21 protein-coding genes are annotated in these 16,931 nt (G+C 54.5%); 6 read left to right on the forward strand and 15 right to left on the reverse strand.

Annotation, left to right across the window (positions count from 1 at the left end):
* Positions 1 to 20 precede the first annotated feature (20 nt).
* The 5 genes from R5L00_RS06925 to R5L00_RS06945 all read left to right on the forward strand — a co-directional run bounded on the left by R5L00_RS06925 (position 21) and on the right by R5L00_RS06945 (position 4,287).
* Complete coding sequence (locus R5L00_RS06925; RefSeq protein ID WP_107694597.1) at positions 21 to 857, forward strand: HlyC/CorC family transporter; 837 nt, start codon at positions 21 to 23, stop codon at positions 855 to 857.
* A gap of 65 nt (positions 858 to 922) precedes the next feature.
* On the forward strand, positions 923 to 1,501 hold the full coding sequence (locus R5L00_RS06930; protein WP_317653920.1) for an inorganic diphosphatase: 579 nt from the start codon (positions 923 to 925) through the stop codon (positions 1,499 to 1,501).
* A gap of 98 nt (positions 1,502 to 1,599) precedes the next feature.
* Positions 1,600 to 3,510, forward strand: a complete 1,911-nt coding sequence (locus tag R5L00_RS06935; RefSeq protein WP_317653921.1) for an ATP-binding cassette domain-containing protein — start codon at positions 1,600 to 1,602, stop codon at positions 3,508 to 3,510.
* A gap of 91 nt (positions 3,511 to 3,601) precedes the next feature.
* A complete protein-coding gene (locus R5L00_RS06940) occupies positions 3,602 to 3,931 on the forward strand; it encodes a c-type cytochrome (RefSeq protein WP_107694671.1) in 330 nt (109 codons plus the stop codon).
* Positions 3,932 to 3,960: 29 nt separating this feature from the next.
* Positions 3,961 to 4,287, forward strand: coding sequence for a c-type cytochrome (locus tag R5L00_RS06945; protein WP_107694599.1), 327 nt, complete (start codon positions 3,961 to 3,963; stop codon positions 4,285 to 4,287).
* Between the two features lie 70 nt (positions 4,288 to 4,357).
* On the opposite strand, the gene R5L00_RS06950 is transcribed toward R5L00_RS06945, so the two are convergent.
* The 4 genes from R5L00_RS06950 to R5L00_RS06965 form a co-directional block, all read right to left on the reverse strand.
* A complete protein-coding gene (locus tag R5L00_RS06950; RefSeq protein WP_317653922.1) occupies positions 4,358 to 4,792 on the reverse strand; it encodes a DUF1841 family protein in 435 nt (144 codons plus the stop codon).
* Positions 4,793 to 4,948: 156 nt separating this feature from the next.
* The gene (gene nth, locus R5L00_RS06955) at positions 4,949 to 5,668 is read right to left on the reverse strand and encodes an endonuclease III (RefSeq protein WP_107694601.1); all 720 of its coding nucleotides are present in this window, start codon (positions 5,666 to 5,668) and stop codon (positions 4,949 to 4,951) included.
* 46 nt (positions 5,669 to 5,714) lie between these two features.
* Positions 5,715 to 6,419: an electron transport complex subunit RsxB gene (gene rsxB / locus R5L00_RS06960; RefSeq protein WP_317653923.1), complete on the reverse strand. Its 705-nt coding sequence runs from the start codon at positions 6,417 to 6,419 to the stop codon at positions 5,715 to 5,717.
* Complete coding sequence (locus R5L00_RS06965) at positions 6,416 to 7,456, reverse strand: quinone-dependent dihydroorotate dehydrogenase (RefSeq protein WP_317653924.1); 1,041 nt, start codon at positions 7,454 to 7,456, stop codon at positions 6,416 to 6,418. The genes rsxB and R5L00_RS06965 overlap by 4 nt, the downstream gene beginning before the upstream one ends.
* 125 nt (positions 7,457 to 7,581) lie before the next feature.
* Here R5L00_RS06965 and R5L00_RS06970 point away from each other — a divergent pair, with 125 nt between their 5' ends.
* Complete coding sequence (locus R5L00_RS06970; RefSeq protein ID WP_317653925.1) at positions 7,582 to 8,517, forward strand: tetratricopeptide repeat protein; 936 nt, start codon at positions 7,582 to 7,584, stop codon at positions 8,515 to 8,517.
* A 68-nt stretch (positions 8,518 to 8,585) separates the two neighbouring features.
* Here the strand turns inward: R5L00_RS06970 and R5L00_RS06975 are convergent, their stop codons facing one another.
* The 11 genes from R5L00_RS06975 to ybgC all read right to left on the reverse strand — a co-directional run bounded on the left by R5L00_RS06975 (position 8,586) and on the right by ybgC (position 16,822).
* Entirely contained in the window at positions 8,586 to 9,341 is a 756-nt protein-coding gene (locus R5L00_RS06975; RefSeq protein WP_317653927.1) for an arginyltransferase, read from the reverse strand.
* Positions 9,325 to 10,023, reverse strand: coding sequence for a leucyl/phenylalanyl-tRNA--protein transferase (gene aat, locus R5L00_RS06980; RefSeq protein WP_317653928.1), 699 nt, complete (start codon positions 10,021 to 10,023; stop codon positions 9,325 to 9,327). The genes R5L00_RS06975 and aat overlap by 17 nt, the downstream gene beginning before the upstream one ends.
* Positions 10,024 to 10,084: 61 nt before the next feature.
* Positions 10,085 to 10,768, reverse strand: a complete 684-nt coding sequence (gene queC, locus R5L00_RS06985; protein WP_317653929.1) for a 7-cyano-7-deazaguanine synthase QueC — start codon at positions 10,766 to 10,768, stop codon at positions 10,085 to 10,087.
* A gap of 30 nt (positions 10,769 to 10,798) precedes the next feature.
* Complete coding sequence (gene queE / locus R5L00_RS06990) at positions 10,799 to 11,488, reverse strand: 7-carboxy-7-deazaguanine synthase QueE (protein ID WP_317653930.1); 690 nt, start codon at positions 11,486 to 11,488, stop codon at positions 10,799 to 10,801.
* A gap of 99 nt (positions 11,489 to 11,587) precedes the next feature.
* Positions 11,588 to 12,502, reverse strand: a complete 915-nt coding sequence (gene ybgF / locus R5L00_RS06995; protein WP_317653932.1) for a tol-pal system protein YbgF — start codon at positions 12,500 to 12,502, stop codon at positions 11,588 to 11,590.
* Positions 12,502 to 13,017, reverse strand: coding sequence for a peptidoglycan-associated lipoprotein Pal (gene pal / locus R5L00_RS07000; protein ID WP_107694608.1), 516 nt, complete (start codon positions 13,015 to 13,017; stop codon positions 12,502 to 12,504). The genes ybgF and pal overlap by 1 nt, the downstream gene beginning before the upstream one ends.
* A gap of 45 nt (positions 13,018 to 13,062) precedes the next feature.
* Positions 13,063 to 14,364: a Tol-Pal system beta propeller repeat protein TolB gene (gene tolB / locus R5L00_RS07005; RefSeq protein ID WP_107694609.1), complete on the reverse strand. Its 1,302-nt coding sequence runs from the start codon at positions 14,362 to 14,364 to the stop codon at positions 13,063 to 13,065.
* A 46-nt stretch (positions 14,365 to 14,410) separates the two neighbouring features.
* Positions 14,411 to 15,265, reverse strand: coding sequence for an energy transducer TonB (locus R5L00_RS07010; RefSeq protein ID WP_317653933.1), 855 nt, complete (start codon positions 15,263 to 15,265; stop codon positions 14,411 to 14,413).
* A 10-nt stretch (positions 15,266 to 15,275) separates the two neighbouring features.
* Positions 15,276 to 15,692, reverse strand: a complete 417-nt coding sequence (tolR, locus tag R5L00_RS07015) for a protein TolR (protein WP_107694610.1) — start codon at positions 15,690 to 15,692, stop codon at positions 15,276 to 15,278.
* Between the two features lie 24 nt (positions 15,693 to 15,716).
* The gene (gene tolQ, locus R5L00_RS07020; RefSeq protein WP_107694611.1) at positions 15,717 to 16,403 is read right to left on the reverse strand and encodes a protein TolQ; all 687 of its coding nucleotides are present in this window, start codon (positions 16,401 to 16,403) and stop codon (positions 15,717 to 15,719) included.
* Positions 16,400 to 16,822 carry a tol-pal system-associated acyl-CoA thioesterase gene (gene ybgC, locus R5L00_RS07025; RefSeq protein WP_317653935.1) on the reverse strand — a complete coding sequence of 141 codons (423 nt, stop codon included), beginning with the start codon at positions 16,820 to 16,822 and terminating at the stop codon, positions 16,400 to 16,402. The genes tolQ and ybgC overlap by 4 nt, the downstream gene beginning before the upstream one ends.
* Positions 16,823 to 16,931: the final 109 nt, after the last annotated feature.

Consider the following 16,931-nt stretch of genomic DNA (forward strand, 5'->3'; position numbering starts at 1 on the left):
CCAACTGGCGGCATTTAGCCATGGATGAACTTCCCAAGCCTGGCTGGCTAGAGCGTATTACCGCCCTGATTCTCCGCCAGCCAGGAGACCGCGAACAATTGGTGACATTATTGCGTGCTGCCTTTGAACGCAATTTATTCGATTCCGATGCCTTGAGCATGCTTGAAGGCGTGATACAGGTATCAGAGATACAAGCGCGTGACATCATGGTTCCGCGTTCTCAAATGGACGTCATCGACATTAGCCAGACGCCGGACAAGTTTATTCCCTTTGTCATCGAGACTGCGCATTCGCGCTTTCCAGTTACCGAGAGCGATAAAAACAACGTCATTGGCATCCTGCTGGCGAAGGATTTGCTGCGCTATTACGCGGGTGAGGAGGAATTTGACGTACGCGAGATGCTGCGGCCAGTCGTGTTTATTCCTGAATCCAAGCGCCTCAACGTGCTGCTCAAGGACTTCAGGACGAACCGCAATCATATTGCCATTGTCGTGGATGAGTACGGCGGAGTAGCGGGGTTGGTTACCATCGAAGATGTGCTGGAGCAAATCGTTGGCGAGATCGAGGATGAGCACGACTTTGACGAAGCTGAAGACAATATTGTTCAGGACGCGAGCGGCCATCATCGGGTTAAGGCAATTACCGAAATTGCGGACTTTAATGAAAAGCTCGGTGGGGAATTAAGCGATGACGATTACGACACCGTCGGGGGTCTGGTGCTGCATACGTTCGGGCGCCTGCCGAAACGCGGCGAATCGGCAACCGTTGACGATTTCAGGTTTACCGTGTTGCGCGCAGATAGCCGCAGGTTGTATACATTGCTGGTCGAAAAGAATAGCGCCGAGATTGAGCAATAATATTGCTCGCCCCTGGGATGATGCCCGGCTTTAAATCCCTATATAGTGATTCTGTTTACACCGGGATGAGTAGAAGTTGTGCAGCACCGTTCGGCCATCAAGGGGTACAGATCACTTTGACTTGCAAGACTTTCGCCCAGGCGAACGATAGGCAAGAATCGCACTATAAGGCGCGCTCCGAGCCACCCCCGGTAGAGGTGGTGATTGAAGTTCCGCAGGGCAGCTTTCTCAAGCGCGGATCAACCGGTAAAGTTGACTTTATTTCTCCCCTCCCTTGTCCGTTCAATTACGGCTCAGTGCCCGGTTATATCGGTCTTGATGGCGACCTTCTGGACGCGGTGGTGCTCGGACCACGGCTTCCGTTGGGCACAAAGATCCGCGTCCGACCCTGGGGAGCGGTGGTGATGAGGGATCGCGGCCTGACGGATGACAAGCTTATCTGTGCTGAACATTCTCCAGACGCCGCGCAACGCCGTAAAGTACTGCGCTTTTTTCATTTCTATGCAAGGTGCAAGGGTTTACTGAATATCTGGAGAGGCCGACCCGGGCGCAACGCCTGCGAAGGCTGGTGCGATGCGAGTGACGCGCTTGCTCGTGCACGGCCGCGAAACGGTTCCTGGCGGGGACCACCGCTTGAGTTCTGATAGGCATTAGTTGTTGATTTTTGCCAATGCCCGCGGACCATGGCAGAATTGCGCCCCTGTTAAGGAACCTCTGAATACGCTGAAGCCACGACTGTCTTATGCCTCTGCTTACCCTTGAAAAAATTTGTCTTGCTTTTGGGCATCACTCGCTGCTCGATCATGTCGACCTACAGCTCGACGCGGGCGAACGTATCGGTCTGATCGGTAGAAATGGCGGTGGTAAATCCAGTCTGCTACGCATCGTAGCAGGGGAAGCCAAGCCGGACGATGGGAGAATTTGGCGCGCACCCGCGTTGAAGCTGGCCTACGTGCCTCAGGAGCCGACGCTCGATCCAGAGCTTACCGTCTTTGAAGAAGTTTCAAAAGGAGTCGGCGCAGTCAGCCAGGTGCTAATTCGTTACCACGAGACGTCTCATCTATTGAGTGACGGCGGGAGCGACACCGAAGCGCTTCTTTCGCGGCTGCAAGATTTGCAAGCCGAGCTGGAAGCGCAGGACGGCTGGAGCATTCAGGCTAAGGTCGAAACCGCGATCAACAAGCTTAGCCTTCCTACCGATGCATTGGTCGGGCAGCTTTCCGGCGGGCAAAAAAAACGCGTCGCGCTGGCTCGTGCGCTGGTGTTATCGCCCGACGTGCTGCTATTGGACGAACCGACCAATCATCTCGACTTTCTCTCTATCGAATGGCTGGAAGAGCTCCTGAAGGATTTTGTGGGGAGCGTGGTATTCGTGACGCATGACCGCCGCTTTCTGAGCAATGTGGCAACGCGGATAATCGAGCTTGATCGAGGCAAGCTGACGAGTTTCCCCGGTGATCTTTCGGACTATCAGCGAAAGAAATTGGAAATGCTCGAAATTGAAGCCGTCCAAAATCAGAAGTTCGACAAGGCCTTGGCACAAGAGGAGATCTGGATACGCAAAGGAATCCAGGCGCGCTGTACCCGCAACGAGGGCCGGGTAAGGCGGCTGGAAGCATTGAGACTAGAGCGCGCCTCGCGGCGGGAACGCTCCGGAAGTGTCAATCTCAACGTGGACGACGGCGCAAAATCAGGCCGCATGGTAGCTGAGCTGGAACATGTCAGTAAAAGTTACGGCGACAAGGAAATCATCAAGGATTTCTCTTGCAGAATTATGCGCGGCGATCGCGTGGGCTTATTGGGACCGAATGGCGCCGGGAAATCGACCTTGCTCAAGCTGATACTGGGGTCTCTCCCGCCTGACACCGGAAACATCAGGCTGGGCACCAAACTCGCCGTAGTGTATTTTGACCAGATGCGCGAGCAACTCAATGACGACGAAACGCTGATAGACACGATTAGTCAAGGCTCCGATTTCATTGATATCGGTGGGACCAGAAAACACGTTATAAGCTATCTTGAAGACTTCCTGTTCTCGCCTCAACGTGCCCGCTCTCCGGTAAAGTCGCTCTCCGGTGGAGAGCGCAACCGTCTGTTGCTGGCAAGGTTATTCACGCGTCCGGCCAATGTGCTGGTCTTGGATGAGCCAACCAACGATCTTGATATCGAGACCCTGGAATTGCTTGAGGCACTGCTGCAGAACTATTCCGGCACGCTGTTCCTCGTGAGTCATGATCGAGAATTTCTCGACAACGTCGTTACCCAGGTTATTGCGTTCGAAGGCCACGGCATCCTGCGCGAATACGTGGGGGGCTACGAAGACTGGATGCGGGCAAAAAATTTCCAAAAAACAGTGCAAAAGCAAAAGGAGGCGCAACCGCCGGCAGCCAAGGCCTCCGCATCTCTTCCCCGGGTTAAATTGGCTTACAAGGAAACGCGTGAACTCGATGAGCTTCCCGGAAAGATCGAGGCGCTCGAACGGGAACAGGCGGACATCAGAAACCAGCTATGTTCTGCAGATATCTACCGGAATTGTCCGGATAAAGCCAGAGCCTTGGAACAGCGCCTTTCGGCGCTGGATGGGGAAGTTATGAGCCACCTTACGCGTTGGGAGGAGCTTGAAGCAAAACTTGCGTCCGGACACAGCAATTGATGATAAGTTCCCGTATGTCATGAATTTTATACATTGACCAGAAATGGCACATCGTTTAGAGTCGCTCTTTTTGAAAAAGAGGGCACTGATGATGAAACGACCAGCAATAATAGGCTTATTTGCGTGGGGTCTGCTTCTGGCATTAAGCGGTACCGCTCAGGCAGCCGGTGACCCGGCCGCAGGAAAGCAGAAGAATGCAATGTGCATTGGTTGTCATGGAATAGAAGGGTATCGGACATCTTATCCCACCGTATATCACGTCCCAAGATTAGGCGGTCAGCACGCCGAGTATCTGATCAAGGCGCTACAGGCTTATAAAACTGAAGCCCGGAACCATCCCAGCATGAAAGGTATTGCCGCCACGCTATCCCAACAGGATATGGAAGATCTGGCCGCCTATTACGCCGGCAGCGGAAAATAATCAATTCATTACGCAAGGAAAGAAGCCTCATGAAAAATCATATTATTGCCGCGGCAAGCGGCGCATTGCTGCTGATTTCCGGCCAGGGAATGGCAGCTGACCTTGATGCTGGCAAGAAGAAAGCGGCTGAGGTTTGCGCCGCATGCCACGGTCCGGATGGCAACAGTCCCGCTCCCGCCTTTCCTAAGCTGGCTGGGCAGCATGCGAGTTATCTGGCGAAAAGCCTGAACGAGTATAAGTCGGGCACAAGAAAGGATCCTATCATGGCAGGCATGGCTGCCGCCCTGAGTAAGGAAGACATTGAAAATGTGGCTGCATACTATGCCAGCCAGTCGGGTCTAAAGACCAAATATTAGACAGGAAAGCAGACAGGAAATGCACATCCTGTCTGCTCTATGCCCCTCCGGCTTCAATAATCCGCTTCACCTAGGCATTATTTTCCTGCCGGTCCAGGCATTCGAAGTACACCCTCGCATCCAGCGCCGTCTGATCGCGTTGCGCCTGCCAGATCATTTCCGCAAGACACTCCATGAGTTGATGTGTGGCGACATGTTCGTCGCCGGCTTTTTGTAACAGTCCCTGGAAACGTTTGCGGATTCCGGGTGGCTGGTCTATTGAAAGCTGCTCCTTGATGGCCACATGCATGCTCATGTGCAGAAAGGGGTTGATATCGCCCATTTCGGGCAAATAATCCTTATCCCGGTATCGTTCCGGCGTTTCGAGCATTCGCTGATACTCGGGATGCAATAAAATGATCTCCAGCGCCATGTCTTCCATGGCGGTAAGCATTTCTCGCTGCCGGTACTTGCGCCAGACGTCAAAAAAAAACTGACGCGCCTGCTCTCTAGAAGGGCTGAACATCGACCACTCTGAATACGTCCAGCACGAGCGCGACAAGGAAGTTGCAGGAATAACACCCACCCAAGGCAAAAAAGCATGTCCAAAGGCTTAGCATCACGACTGCAACGTTTACCTGGCAAGTGGTTATCATTTTCCGCTGCCGGTTCGTTTGACAACTCATTTGCTGAAGGAGGGCCTAGCAATGGCCGGATCAGAGGCTTCGTAAGCTGCCGCAGAAGCGATCGGATAAATGCTGTCGGGTTTCTCGAAATTTTTTTCCTTGTACTCGCACAGATCGTTAATGATACAGATCGCGCATTTTGGTTTCCTCGCGACGCATGTGTAACGCCCGTGCAGGATGAGCCAGTGATGAGCATCATGGCGAAAACCGGGTGGCACGTTCTTCAGAAGCTTCAGCTCTACCTCCAGCACAGTTTTTCCGGGTGCGATCCCAGTCCGGTTGGCAACGCGAAAAATATGCGTATCCACCGCCATAGTGGGTTCACCGAAGGCCGTGTTCAGAATAACGTTGGCGGTTTTCCGTCCCACCCCGGGCAGTTTCTCCAGCTCATCCCGGGTTCGCGGAACTTCACCCCCGTGATGCTGAATCAGCAATTGGCACGTAGCGAGTATATTCTTGGCCTTGGTCTTGTATAGCCCAATGCTCTTGATAAAATCACGTAGGCTTGCCTCCCCCAGCGCGAGGATTTTTTCGGGTGTATTTGCGGTGGGAAACAACTTGTGCGTTGCCAGATTTACGCTCTTGTCAGTCGCCTGGGCAGAGAGAATTACCGCAATCAGCAATTCAAATGGCGAGGCGTACTCCAGTTCAGTAGCGGGATTAGGATTGGCCAACTTAAAGCGTGTAAAAATTTCCTTTCGTTTGTTTGAGTTCATGGAAGTCTGAATGAATAATAGCCAGTGGCTCAGCCTGGATATGCTGTTATGTTTTCGTTGGCCCTTGAGTTCGGGTAGCCCTGGCTCGCTCGGCGGTGGCGCGCGACAGCGCGGCTTGAATAGCTGCTTTTTTACGGTCGCCCGCTACGGATGGGCTATTCGTGACCGTCACGGCTTCAGGCTCCTGCGCCATTCTGGCTTCGTTTTCCCTTTTTTCCCGCTCAAGCCTTTGCAGCCTGTACCGATAACGTTTCCGCGCATGATCCGCAGCGGCCTTACCGTCCCGCCGCGAGCCGTCATCCGTGTTATCGAACTGATTCCCGGCGCCGCGCCCAAACCTTTCCCTGGGCATCATGCTGATACAATCCATAGGACAGGGGGCAATACATAACTCGCAGCCGGTGCACTCCGCCGCGATGACAGTATGCATCTGCTTGGTAGCGCCCACAATCGCATCTACCGGACACGCTTGAATACAGAGGGTGCAGCCTATGCAGGCTTCCTCATTAATCAGCGCGACGATCTGAGGCTGGTGCGAACCGTGAGCATGATTAAGGGGTGGCGGGCGCTTACCCAGCAACTCGGCGAGCCTGCGGATACCTTCGTCACCGCCGGGAGGACATTGATTGATGTCCGCACGCCCCTCCGCGATTGCCTCTGCGTAAGGCAGACAGCCAGAAAACCCGCATCGCCGGCACTGGGTTTGCGGCAGAATGGCATCAATTTCTTCAATCAGCGCATTCTGTTTCATTGCGGGCCCATCGGTGAAGAAGCGTCGGGCGCGCATAAAGCTTGTGTCAGCTCCCGCACCAGATCGGGACCGCGATAGATCAAGCCGCTATAGATTTGTATCAGGCTCGCCCCGGCTTCGATTTTTTCCCTTGCATCCGCTGCACTCATGATACCACCGACCCCAATGATGGGTAGCGCCCCTTGCAGGGCCACATGCAAACGGCGTATCACGGCAGTGGCGCGCTGGGTCAGCGGCTGCCCGCTTAACCCACCGGGCTCGCTACCATGAGGGAGTGTTTTCACCTCATCACGGGAAAGGGTGGTGTTGGTGGCGATAACCCCGTCGATCTGATACTCCATTAATAACGCTGCGATCGCATCAATCTGCGAGGGCTCAAGATCGGGAGCAATTTTAACTGCTACCGGGGTGTATTTCCCATGTTCATCAGCCAGCTTTTGCTGATCCAGTTTCAGCAGGTACAATAAATTGCTTAACTCCTCCGCGTTTTGCAACTGACGAAGATGGGGCGTGTTGGGTGAAGAGATATTGACAACGATGTACCCCGCATAGCGATACGCTTTGCGCAGGCAAAACAGATAATCGGCGGCCGCCTTTTCCACTGGGGTATCGAAATTTTTTCCAATATTGATACCGAGTATTCCCCGATAGTCGGCCTGACTCACGTTCGCGATCAGCCCATCTATGCCTTGATTATTAAATCCCATCCGGTTGATAATGGCCTTGGCCTGAGGTAGACGGAACAACCGCGGTTTCGGGTTTCCCGGTTGGGGACGGGGCGTCACCGTTCCGATCTCAATAAAGCCGAAGCCGAGTGCCGCGAGCGCTTCGATGTGTTCGCCATCCTTGTCCAGTCCCGCGCCCAACCCGACAGGATTGGGGAAGTTGAGGCCCATGACCGTCCTCGATGGGCAAGATATTGGCTCTGCGGCTCGCGAGCCGAACCGTTGGGCCACTTCGAGCGTCTTAAGGGTAACCCGATGAGCGGTTTCCGGTTCGAGACTGAATAATAACGGACGGAGCAAGGAATAAAGCATGCTTCATTTTAACATCCCCGAACGGTTAACCTCCAAGGGGGAAAGCCGCTGGGCGCGCTCAGCGGTACTACTGCTGTTTATTTATCCATAATCCTCAACCAAAACGAATGCGTGCAGGAACCTCCATGAAGCAACTCAGCATATACCTGGCTATGATTCTGATGACGTTATGCTCGAACACCTTCGCGACAACTGAATGGGAAGCCCTTAACCATGAGTTGGAAACGCTCCATCAGCAGGGTGATTACGGGCGCGCGACCGTGGTAGCGAAAAAGGCCTTGCAGACAGCCGAGCAAACGCTGGATGGGAATCATCCCGATATTGCCACCAGTTTAAACAGCCTGGCGCTGCTGTACAACGACCAGGCGCAATATGCGCAGGCCGAACCTCTACTCAAGCGTGCGCTGCCAATTTTTGAGAACGCAGTCGGTCAGGAAACGCCCGAGGTGGCGGCAACCTTGAACAACCTCGCAATGGTGTACAGGAAGCAGGGCCAGTATGCTCAGGCAGAACCCCTCTATAAGCGGGCGCTGGCAATTGACGAGAAAGTCCATGGACCCGACCACCCAAATGTCGCCATCAGTCTAAACAACCTGGCTCAGCTATATCAGGCGCAGGCGCAGTACGAACAGGCAGAGCCTTTACTCAAGCGTGCGCTGGAAATTCTCGAAAAAACCCTCGGGCCGAACCACCCGACCGTCGCCATGAGTCTCAACAACCTCGCGCTCCTTCACAATGCCCAAAAGCAGTATGCGCAGGCTGAGCCTCTGTACAAGCGCGTTCTCGCTATTTCCAGGAAAACGTTCGGCCCGGACCATCCGAACGTGGCCTTGAGTTTGAACAATCTGGCGGGGTTATATAAGGATCAAGGCAAATATCCGCAGGCTGAGCCACTTTTCCGCCGGGCGGTGGCAATCTCCGAAAAGTCGCTCGGCCGGAATCATCCCAATGTCGCAACAAGCCTGGAAAACCTGGCCCAACTTTATCGGGATATCGGTCATGCTGATAAAGCTGAACCATTCGATAAACGCGCGGCGGCAATCAGGGCTGCCCAAAACTAAGCTGGTTTCGCAATCAGGACGTGGACGAGTCCGGCAGGCGCCGGCCGGCGCCCGAAAGCCTAGGGCGACTATGTGGGATAGCGATCTTCCAAATTGCTTAGCGGCATTAGCTGCTCCCATTGCCCGTTAATCAAGCCCTGCAATGGGCGGAAAGCAGCCTTATAAGCCATCTTCCGGCTATCCTTGATCCAGTATCCCAGATAAAGATAAGGCAGTTTCAATGTCAGGCACAGTTGTGCTTGCCATAAAATATTGTAGGTACCGAAGCTCGCCCCCGGCACGTCCGGATCGAAAAAAGTATAAACCGACGATATCCCGTCCGGCAGTTCATCAATAATGCTGATCATGCGCAGCTGACCATTTTCGCGAAACTCGACCAGACGCGAGTTAACGTTACTCGGAAGCAAAAAATGCCGGTACTGCTCGCGGCTGTCACGGTCCATACCTCCCCCGGCGTGGCGTTTTGCCTGGTACCGCAGATAGAGTGAATAGTGATCCGGGTGATAATACAAGTCGTGTTGTGTCGCCACCAACTGCTGATGACGCTTCCATGAACGGCGCTGCGTACGACTGAGAGTCAATCTGTCAGCCACTACCCGTACTGGCATGCAGGCGCGGCAGTTGTCGCAGTAGGGACGATAGGTAAAAGCGCCGCTACGCCGAAAACCCGCCTGTACCAACTCACCATAAACGCCTGTGTCGATCAGGTGGCTGGGAGTCGCTACCTGGGAGCGCGCCAACTGCTCCGGCAGATAGCTGCATGGATAAGACGCAGTTGTATAGAACTGTAGCGCCGAAGAAGGAAGATCATTTAACTTGCTCATGATCAAGACACCATTTTTCGCCTCGTTGAGGATAGTGTACCAATTCTTTTAATGTCTGACTAAATTCCTTCCGGGAAATTTCGCGCGCACCGAGAGAAGCGAGATGTTCTGTTTTCATCTGGCAGTCGATCATACCGAAGTCCAAACCCTGCAATTTTTTCACCAGGTGCACAAGCGCAATTTTGGAAGCGTCGGAAACGCGGGAAAACATCGATTCGCCGAAAAACATTTTTCCCAGGCCAACACCATATAAACCGCCCACCAGTTCGCCCCCTACCCAGGTTTCGACTGAATGGGCAAGACCCATCTCATGGAGTTCTCCGTATGCCGCGATCACTTGCGGGTGAATCCAGGTGCCAGTAAGCCCCTTGCGCGGAGCAGCGCATGCCTCCATTACTTGCTTGAATGCGCTATCTGCCCGTATCTCATAGTTCTCTCTCTTCAGCACTTTCGCCAGCGATCGTGAAATCTTGAGTTCCTCGGGAAACAGCACCATGCGTGGGTCGGGGCTCCACCACAGGATAGGCTCGCCTTCGTTGAACCATGGAAAAACGCCGCAGCGATAGGCTTCGATTAACCTTGCAGGCGAGAGGTCACCACCAACTGCCAAGAGGCCGTTTGGTCTGGTAAGCGCAGTTTCTAGTGGAGGAAAGGGCGATTCGGGTCCAAGCCAGGGAATCATCTATACATCCTGAAACTCAAAAAAGCGCTATTTTAAGGTCACAGGTCGCCGAGTTGCAGGACTATGGGAACAAGGGGCGATAATGCGTGGGATCGGGAACCTGAGCAGATTCAAATCCCGCTCGACGTATTCGGCACGAGTCACATACTCCGCACGCCCGCCCGGCTTCGTCCGCCTGATAGCAGGATACCGTGAGGCTATAATCCAGACCCAGCAAATTTCCCTGCTCGATTATTTGAGCCTTGGAAAGATTAAGGAGCGGCGCATGGATACGTAGCTTCGCGCCCTCTATCGCAGCTTTTGTGGCGAGGTTCGCCATGTTCTCGAACGCGGTGATGTATTCGGGTCGGCAATCGGGATAGCCGGAGTAATCCACGGCGTTAACCCCGATAAAAATATCAAGGCTCCGGAGCACTTCTGCCCAGGCGAGTGCGAGAGACAACATGATGGTGTTTCGGGCAGGCACGTACGTGACGGGTATGCCGGGTTTGATTCCCCCAGCCGGTATCGCAGTTGATAAATCGGTCAGAGCCGACCCGCCAAAGGTGGATAAGTCGACTTTGATGACCCTGTGCTCAACCGCTCCGATTGAGGTGGCCAGCGCTGCGGCGGCTACGAGTTCCGATACATGCCGCTGCCCGTAATCCACGCTTAGAGCGAAACACTCATGGCCCCTACTATGAGCAATGGCGAGCGCAGTCGCGGAATCCAAACCGCCGGACAACAGCACGACCGCCTTAGCCATCAAATTCTTGCCAATACATCCTTCCTGTCGTCATCGCCCGGGTCCCTCGCCCCACAGCAATTTATGCAACTGGACCTGCACCCGTACCGGCAGACGGTCACGCAAAACCCATTCAGCCAGCTCGGCGGGGTCAAGTTTGCCATATACGGGCGAAAATAAAATCGGGCAAATCCGATCCAGCCGGCGCTCGCTCATAACCCCGACCGCCCATTCGTAGTCGCTTTTATCGCAGAGCACAAACTTCACTTCATCATGGGGTGTCAGGTGATCGAGATTGGACCAGCGGTTCTTGTCCAGCTCGCCAGAACCTGGAGTCTTCAGATCGAGGATTCTGGAAACACGCACGTCCGCTTTAGATATATCCAAAGCGCCGCTGGTTTCGAGCGATACCGAATATCCAGCGTCGCACAACAGTCCGAGCAACACAGGGCATTCTCTTTGCGCCAGAGGCTCCCCGCCGGTCACGGTCACATGGTCTACGGCGTAACTTGCGATCTCCGCCATAATGGCGGAAATAGATATAGGCCGGCCACCATAAAAAGCATACTCGGTATCGCAATAGACGCACCGCAATGGACAACCGGTGAGACGCACGAATATCGTTGGCAGCCCTACCCGGCTCGTCTCCCCCTGAAGCGAAAGAAAAATCTCGCTGACGCGTAGGGCGCGTTCCGGCGATGCAGAAGCTTGGTTTTCAGCCTGAGCGGAAGTTTGAACCATTTCTGGCAATGGCGTTAACAGCACGAAATGTCAAGTAGAGGCATGTCCTCTTAAGTCCGTTGCGAGCGCGACCGGATCTCCGCAGGTTCCCCCGACACGCTACTTCAAATTGGCCAGGCGGCGCTTGGCTTTCTCGGCCGCCTCGCTTCCCGGATACTTGGCGATAAGGGTTTCGAGCGTTTTTTTGGCAGCAGCTTTTTTATTCGTTTCCTGGTGGCTGCTGGCAATATTGAGCATCGCGTCCGGAGCCTTGGCGCTGTCCGGATAATTGCTGAGTAATTTCTCCTGCGCAGTAATAGCGTTTTTGAAATCACGCAGGGCGTAATAAGAGTTACCGATCCAGTATTGAGCGCTCGGCACGAAATTTGATGCCGGGTAGCTCTTGATGAACTTGTTGAACTGAGAAATAGCGTCCTTGTATTTCCCGGCCTTGAACAGGCTGTAAGCCGCCTCATACGCCTGGTTCTCAGCACTGTCAGCCGGCGCAGCAGCGCCCGAACTTGAGGCCGGTGCGGAAGAAGGAACGACAGCCACCGGAGCGGGGGCCATGGCTACGGTCCCTGCATCCGTTTCCGGTACGCTGTCGACACCAGTCGCTGAATGCGCGTCAGGCTCCTTCTCTTTAGGTCCGGGTGCGGCAGATTCTGAACCCCCGGTTTCGCTGCGCTGTTCCAGTCGCCTCAACCGATCATCCAGATCAATATAAAAATCCTTCTGCCGCTTCTGTGTCAATTCGCTCTCATTGCCCAACACTTCGATCTGGCCCTGCAATTTGTTCAGCTCAAGCCTCAGAGTCTCGATCTGGTTATGCAGGTCCAACAGCGGTTGGCTGCTGAGTGCTTCATCCAGTTTAATAATGCGGGCGTCAAGCGCCTGCACCTGGTTGCGCAAATCCGCGATCAGGGCCTGCTGCGAAGCGATCTGCTTGCGCGCTTCTTCGTCGTCGAACAGACCAGCGTAACTCGCGTTACTACCGATCAGAACCAACAATAAAAAAGCGCGCAACCGCATCATTACTCGCCCTGGTAGCGAATATCGACGCGGCGGTTTTCGGCCCAGGAGGCCTCATCGTGGCCTGTGCCGCGAGGTTTCTCCTCACCGAGACTGACGGATTCAATTTGAGATTCCTTGGCGCCCGACAGCGTCATTGCATATCTTACGGCGTCGGCCCGACGCTGACCCAGTGCAAGGTTGTATTCCCGGCTGCCGCGCTCGTCGGTGTTACCCTGCAAAAGAACTCTGGCGTTTGGGTTGCTGCGAAGATACCCGGCATGCGCGCCCGCGAGCGATTTATATTCATCCTTTACAACGTAACTGTCGAAGTCGAAATAAACGCTCCGTCGGGACAGAATATTATTCGGATCCGTGAGTGGATTGAGACTCGGCGCGGCTTCCGTCGTCGCTCGAGGAGCTTCCGTCGCCGGTTTGCCGCCCACGGACTTGTCTTCGACATCCGCACCAGGCTTCGTGGTCTTGCTCGCGCACGCCGTCAAAAGACAGATCAATAACACGCCTACAACTTTTTTCATTTCATTTCCTTTCAGGTTGACTAAAAAATGCGGATGCTAGTTATGCTAGTTATGCGGCTTTCGCAAGGGTCCCCATGCCGGCTCTCTTATATCTCCAGCTTGCGTTGAAAGCTGTTGTCTTGTTTTGCCATCGCTGGAAACCGCGGATAATATACCACGGCCCTTTATTTCAGTTGCATACAGTACGATCCTGCCGTTGGGAGCAAAGCTTGGAGATTCGTCAAATTGTGAATCTGTAAGCAATTGCACCTGGCGGGTAGCCAGATCCTGTATCGCGACATTGTATCTGTCGCCGCTGCGATGGATAAACGTAAAGCTTCTTCCGTCAGGGCTGTAATGGGGACTGACGTTATAACTGCCCTCGAACGTAAGGCGTTCCGCTGACCTGGATGTGCCTTCAGTTACGGGCATGCGATAGATCTGTGGGCTGCCCCCGCGGTCGGAGGTAAAAATGATATAACGGCCGTCGGGAGAAAAACTTGGCTCGGTATCGATACCGGAACTTTGGCTCAGGCGCTGCAATCCCCCACCATCAACGTTAACCAGAAAAATCTGCGACCCCCCCATCAGTGATAACACCACGGCGAGCTTGGTGCCATCGGGCGACCATGCGGGGGCGCTGTTGCTGCCCCTGTAATTGGCGACCGCCTTGCGCGCGCGCGTTGCGAGGGTTTGCACGTATACCACCGGTTTCTTGTTTTCGAACGACACATAGGCCAACCGGGTGCCGTCCGGCGACCAGGAGGGGGATATTATCGGCTCGGTATATTCAATCACAGACTGGGCGTTATAGCCGTCCGCGTCCGCCACCTGCAACGAATATTTCTTTCCCTGCTTCACCACAAATGCAATACGCGTGCTGAACACGCCGGGGTCACCGGTCAGTTTTTCGTAAATCAAATCGGCTATGCGATGCGCGGCGGCGCGCAACTGTTCCGGGGCCACGGTCTCCGCATAGCTCGCCAGTTGCACCTGCTTGGCAACGTCCAGTAACTGGACCCTGATCGAGACTTGCCCCCCCGCCAGGGTGGTTGTGCTGCCAATAACCAGGGCCCCGGCGCCCCGGTTGATCCAGTCCGGATAACTCACCTCGACCGGTTCATGCGGCCTGAGACCACCCGGCTCAACCAGCTTGAATAATCCGCTGCGTTGCAAATCTGCCGCCACCACAGGGGTGATACCCTGCCGGAGTTTTTCTTCGGCGGCAAAGGGAACGATGGCGATTGGAATTTGAGTTGCTCCGCCGCCAAAAATCTCGATGTTGAGCGTGGCTTGAGCGGTTGCACCCGCCAACCACAGGAAAAGGACAGCGGCATAGCTTAAAAATCTGCGCAGGCGAATTTGCATCGATATGACCTTCAGGGAATTCGCGGGAGGACGTAAATTATACCAGTCATTCGTGGTAATGCACCTTGACGTTCAAATTGCGGAATTTGGAGAAGAGCGCGGGATCGCGCGGCAGCGGAAGTGGTTTGGACATGAAAATGCCGCGCTCCACGGCGCTGTCGAAGGCGGGATATCCGCTTGTCCTGCGCATTTTGACGTCAAGAATATCGCCCCCGGGAAGCAACGTAACGTCGAACTCCACGGCAGGGTTTCCCGGCAAATCGGGCGGCATGACGATGTTCCGTCTGATCTTTGCCATGATTTTGGCTTTGTACTCCGCCATCTCGTCCGCCAAACGCGACTGTGCCGCCGCCAGTTGCTGAAGCTTGTCGTTTGCTTCCTGCTCCCGTTGAAGCCGCTCGACCTCCGCGGCGATTCTTGTTTTCTGCTCTTTCTCCTTCTGCTCCTTCTCCCTCTCCTTCTGCTCTTTCTCTTTAAGTTCTTTCGCCTTTTCCTTCTCCGCCTGCTCCTTTAGCTCCTTCTGCTCTTTCTTGGACTGTTGCTTCTGCTCCACCGGTTTTTTCTCCGGTTTGGGTTTTTCAATTTTTTCCTTGATAGCAATATCCGGCTTTGCCGGAGGCGGAACCTCGGGCTTCGGTGGAGGCGGGAACGGCTTGGCTTCCTGAGGCGGTGGCGGCGACGGCGGGGGCGGCGGTGCTTTTACCTCCGGCTGAACGGGCAACGGGGGGGGCGGCAGGCTGCTCCACAACTCCACCGCCATGCCTTCCGGCGGAAATGTTTTCCAATTAAGGCCGAAAATCATGAACGCAAAAAAAACGATATGTACGAGTACTGCCAGCACGCCCGCTCGCAACCGTCCCGGCTCAAGATGCGTTGAATTGCGCAATGCGATGCCTGTCACGTCGGACCGTTCATTTCGGTCTGGCCAGCAGCCCCACCTTCTTCACCTGCTGCTGTTGCAGAATATCCATTACATTTATCACTTCTTCATAACGGACACTTTTATCCCCGGCAATTACCACCGGCTGCTCGGTGTTTACAGCCTGTTTCCGTTTGATGGCCTCGACCAGTTCATCCCGGCTGATTTTTCGCTCACCCCCGGCCACGGACCGGTCATGGAGTCTCAAACTGCCGTCCGCCTTGACGATGACTTCGAGCGGCGCGACGGGTGGCGCCAGAGATTTTCCGATCTGAGGCAATTCGATCTCGCCGGGGGTGATCAACGGCGCGGTAATCATGAAAATTATCAGCAGCACGAGCATTACGTCGATGTACGGAACGACGTTTATCTCGTTCATCAGGCGGCGTCTGCTGCGGCGCTCAGTCATTGCATTTGCCCCATGGCATCATCTTCATCCGGACGCTTGCCGCTGCAATACATTAGACAATTCTTCCATGAAACTCTCAAAACGGGTCGCGAGTCGATCTATGTTACTGGCGTAGCGGTTATAGGCGATCACCGCAGGAATGGCAGAAAACAATCCCATGGCAGTCGCGATCAGTGCCTCCGCTATGCCCGGCGCCACATGAGCGATAGTGGCTTGCGCAACGTTGGACAATCCACGGAAAGAATTCATAATCCCCCATACCGTACCGAACAGGCCGACGTACGGGCTCACCGAGCCCACCGTTGCCAGAAACGAAAGATGGGACTCCAGGCTGTCCATTTCGCGCTGGTATGTGGCGCGCATAGCCCGACGCGTTCCGTCCATGACCACGCTGATATCCATGCCGGGCTGGCGCTTGTGTTTGATGAACTCGCGGAAACCCGCCTCGAAAATCCGTTCCATGCTGCCGGCGGTATGACGCGAAGCGGCCGCGCTTTGAAACAGCGCGTTGAGGTCGGGGCCTTTCCAGAAAACATTCTCGAATTCGTCGCTCTGCCGCATCGCCTCACGGATCACGAACAGCTTGCGAAAGATGAACCACCACGACAAAAATGAAGCCAGCAGCAGCAAGACCATGACCAGTTGCACCGGCAGGCTGGCGCTGCCAATGAGATGAAATAAGGACATGTCCTGCGTAACTGTTGGGCTCATGTCCGGGTTCCGAGTTTGTGGCGCAACGGCATGGGCACGCTCACGGGCCTGAGAGTTTCGGCCCCCACGCACACCGCCTGCACGGTAGCGTTGACCAGCAGCGTTGTCCCACGCAGCACATGCTGCGAAATAGTTATGCGGCTTCTGCCCAAGTCCGCCGCCTGCACGGTCACGTGCAGCAAATCATCCAGTAATGCGGGTTTGAAGTATTCAATACTGAGGGAACGAACCATGAAAATCACCTTGTGAACCTGAACCAATGAATTGATATCGAAGCCCAAGTCCCGCAACCATTCGTAGCGGGCGCGCTCCAGGAAATCGAGATATGTCGAATGATAAACCACTCCGCCTGCGTCGGTATCCTGATAATAGACACGCACGGGCAGAGCAAAATTTGGATAAGGCGCGGGATTATCCATCTATCTGAGGTATTGAACTTCTCGTGCAAAATCATCCGCACCGTGCGCGAGGGCATGCCCGAGCACGAGACTGGCCACAAAACAGATTGTCAGCGCAGGTTTCCTGTCT

The sequence above is a fragment of the Nitrosospira sp. Is2 genome, from assembly GCF_033095785.1.
Lineage (GTDB): Bacteria > Pseudomonadota > Gammaproteobacteria > Burkholderiales > Nitrosomonadaceae > Nitrosospira.

Excerpts from the sequence above, each read along its gene's own strand:
- aat (WP_317653928.1), bottom strand. The coding sequence starts at position 10,023 with ATGATTCCCTGGCTTGGACCCGAATCGCCCTTTCCTCCACTAGAAACT.
- R5L00_RS06950 (WP_317653922.1), bottom strand. The coding sequence starts at position 4,792 with ATGTTCAGCCCTTCTAGAGAGCAGGCGCGTCAGTTTTTTTTTGACGTC.
- R5L00_RS06945 (WP_107694599.1), top strand. The coding sequence starts at position 3,961 with ATGAAAAATCATATTATTGCCGCGGCAAGCGGCGCATTGCTGCTGATT.
- R5L00_RS06935 (WP_317653921.1), top strand. The coding sequence starts at position 1,600 with ATGCCTCTGCTTACCCTTGAAAAAATTTGTCTTGCTTTTGGGCATCAC.
- R5L00_RS06940 (WP_107694671.1), top strand. The coding sequence starts at position 3,602 with ATGAAACGACCAGCAATAATAGGCTTATTTGCGTGGGGTCTGCTTCTG.
- nth (WP_107694601.1), bottom strand. The coding sequence starts at position 5,668 with ATGAACTCAAACAAACGAAAGGAAATTTTTACACGCTTTAAGTTGGCC.
- queE (WP_317653930.1), bottom strand. The coding sequence starts at position 11,488 with ATGGTTCAAACTTCCGCTCAGGCTGAAAACCAAGCTTCTGCATCGCCG.
- tolB (WP_107694609.1), bottom strand. The coding sequence starts at position 14,364 with ATGCAAATTCGCCTGCGCAGATTTTTAAGCTATGCCGCTGTCCTTTTC.
- rsxB (WP_317653923.1), bottom strand. The coding sequence starts at position 6,419 with ATGAAACAGAATGCGCTGATTGAAGAAATTGATGCCATTCTGCCGCAA.
- R5L00_RS06925 (WP_107694597.1), top strand. The coding sequence starts at position 21 with ATGGATGAACTTCCCAAGCCTGGCTGGCTAGAGCGTATTACCGCCCTG.
- R5L00_RS06930 (WP_317653920.1), top strand. The coding sequence starts at position 923 with ATGAGTAGAAGTTGTGCAGCACCGTTCGGCCATCAAGGGGTACAGATC.
- tolR (WP_107694610.1), bottom strand. The coding sequence starts at position 15,692 with ATGACTGAGCGCCGCAGCAGACGCCGCCTGATGAACGAGATAAACGTC.
- R5L00_RS06975 (WP_317653927.1), bottom strand. The coding sequence starts at position 9,341 with ATGAGCAAGTTAAATGATCTTCCTTCTTCGGCGCTACAGTTCTATACA.
- queC (WP_317653929.1), bottom strand. The coding sequence starts at position 10,768 with ATGGCTAAGGCGGTCGTGCTGTTGTCCGGCGGTTTGGATTCCGCGACT.
- R5L00_RS06970 (WP_317653925.1), top strand. The coding sequence starts at position 7,582 with ATGAAGCAACTCAGCATATACCTGGCTATGATTCTGATGACGTTATGC.
- pal (WP_107694608.1), bottom strand. The coding sequence starts at position 13,017 with ATGAAAAAAGTTGTAGGCGTGTTATTGATCTGTCTTTTGACGGCGTGC.
- ybgF (WP_317653932.1), bottom strand. The coding sequence starts at position 12,502 with ATGATGCGGTTGCGCGCTTTTTTATTGTTGGTTCTGATCGGTAGTAAC.
- R5L00_RS06965 (WP_317653924.1), bottom strand. The coding sequence starts at position 7,456 with ATGCTTTATTCCTTGCTCCGTCCGTTATTATTCAGTCTCGAACCGGAA.
- tolQ (WP_107694611.1), bottom strand. The coding sequence starts at position 16,403 with ATGAGCCCAACAGTTACGCAGGACATGTCCTTATTTCATCTCATTGGC.
- ybgC (WP_317653935.1), bottom strand. The coding sequence starts at position 16,822 with ATGGATAATCCCGCGCCTTATCCAAATTTTGCTCTGCCCGTGCGTGTC.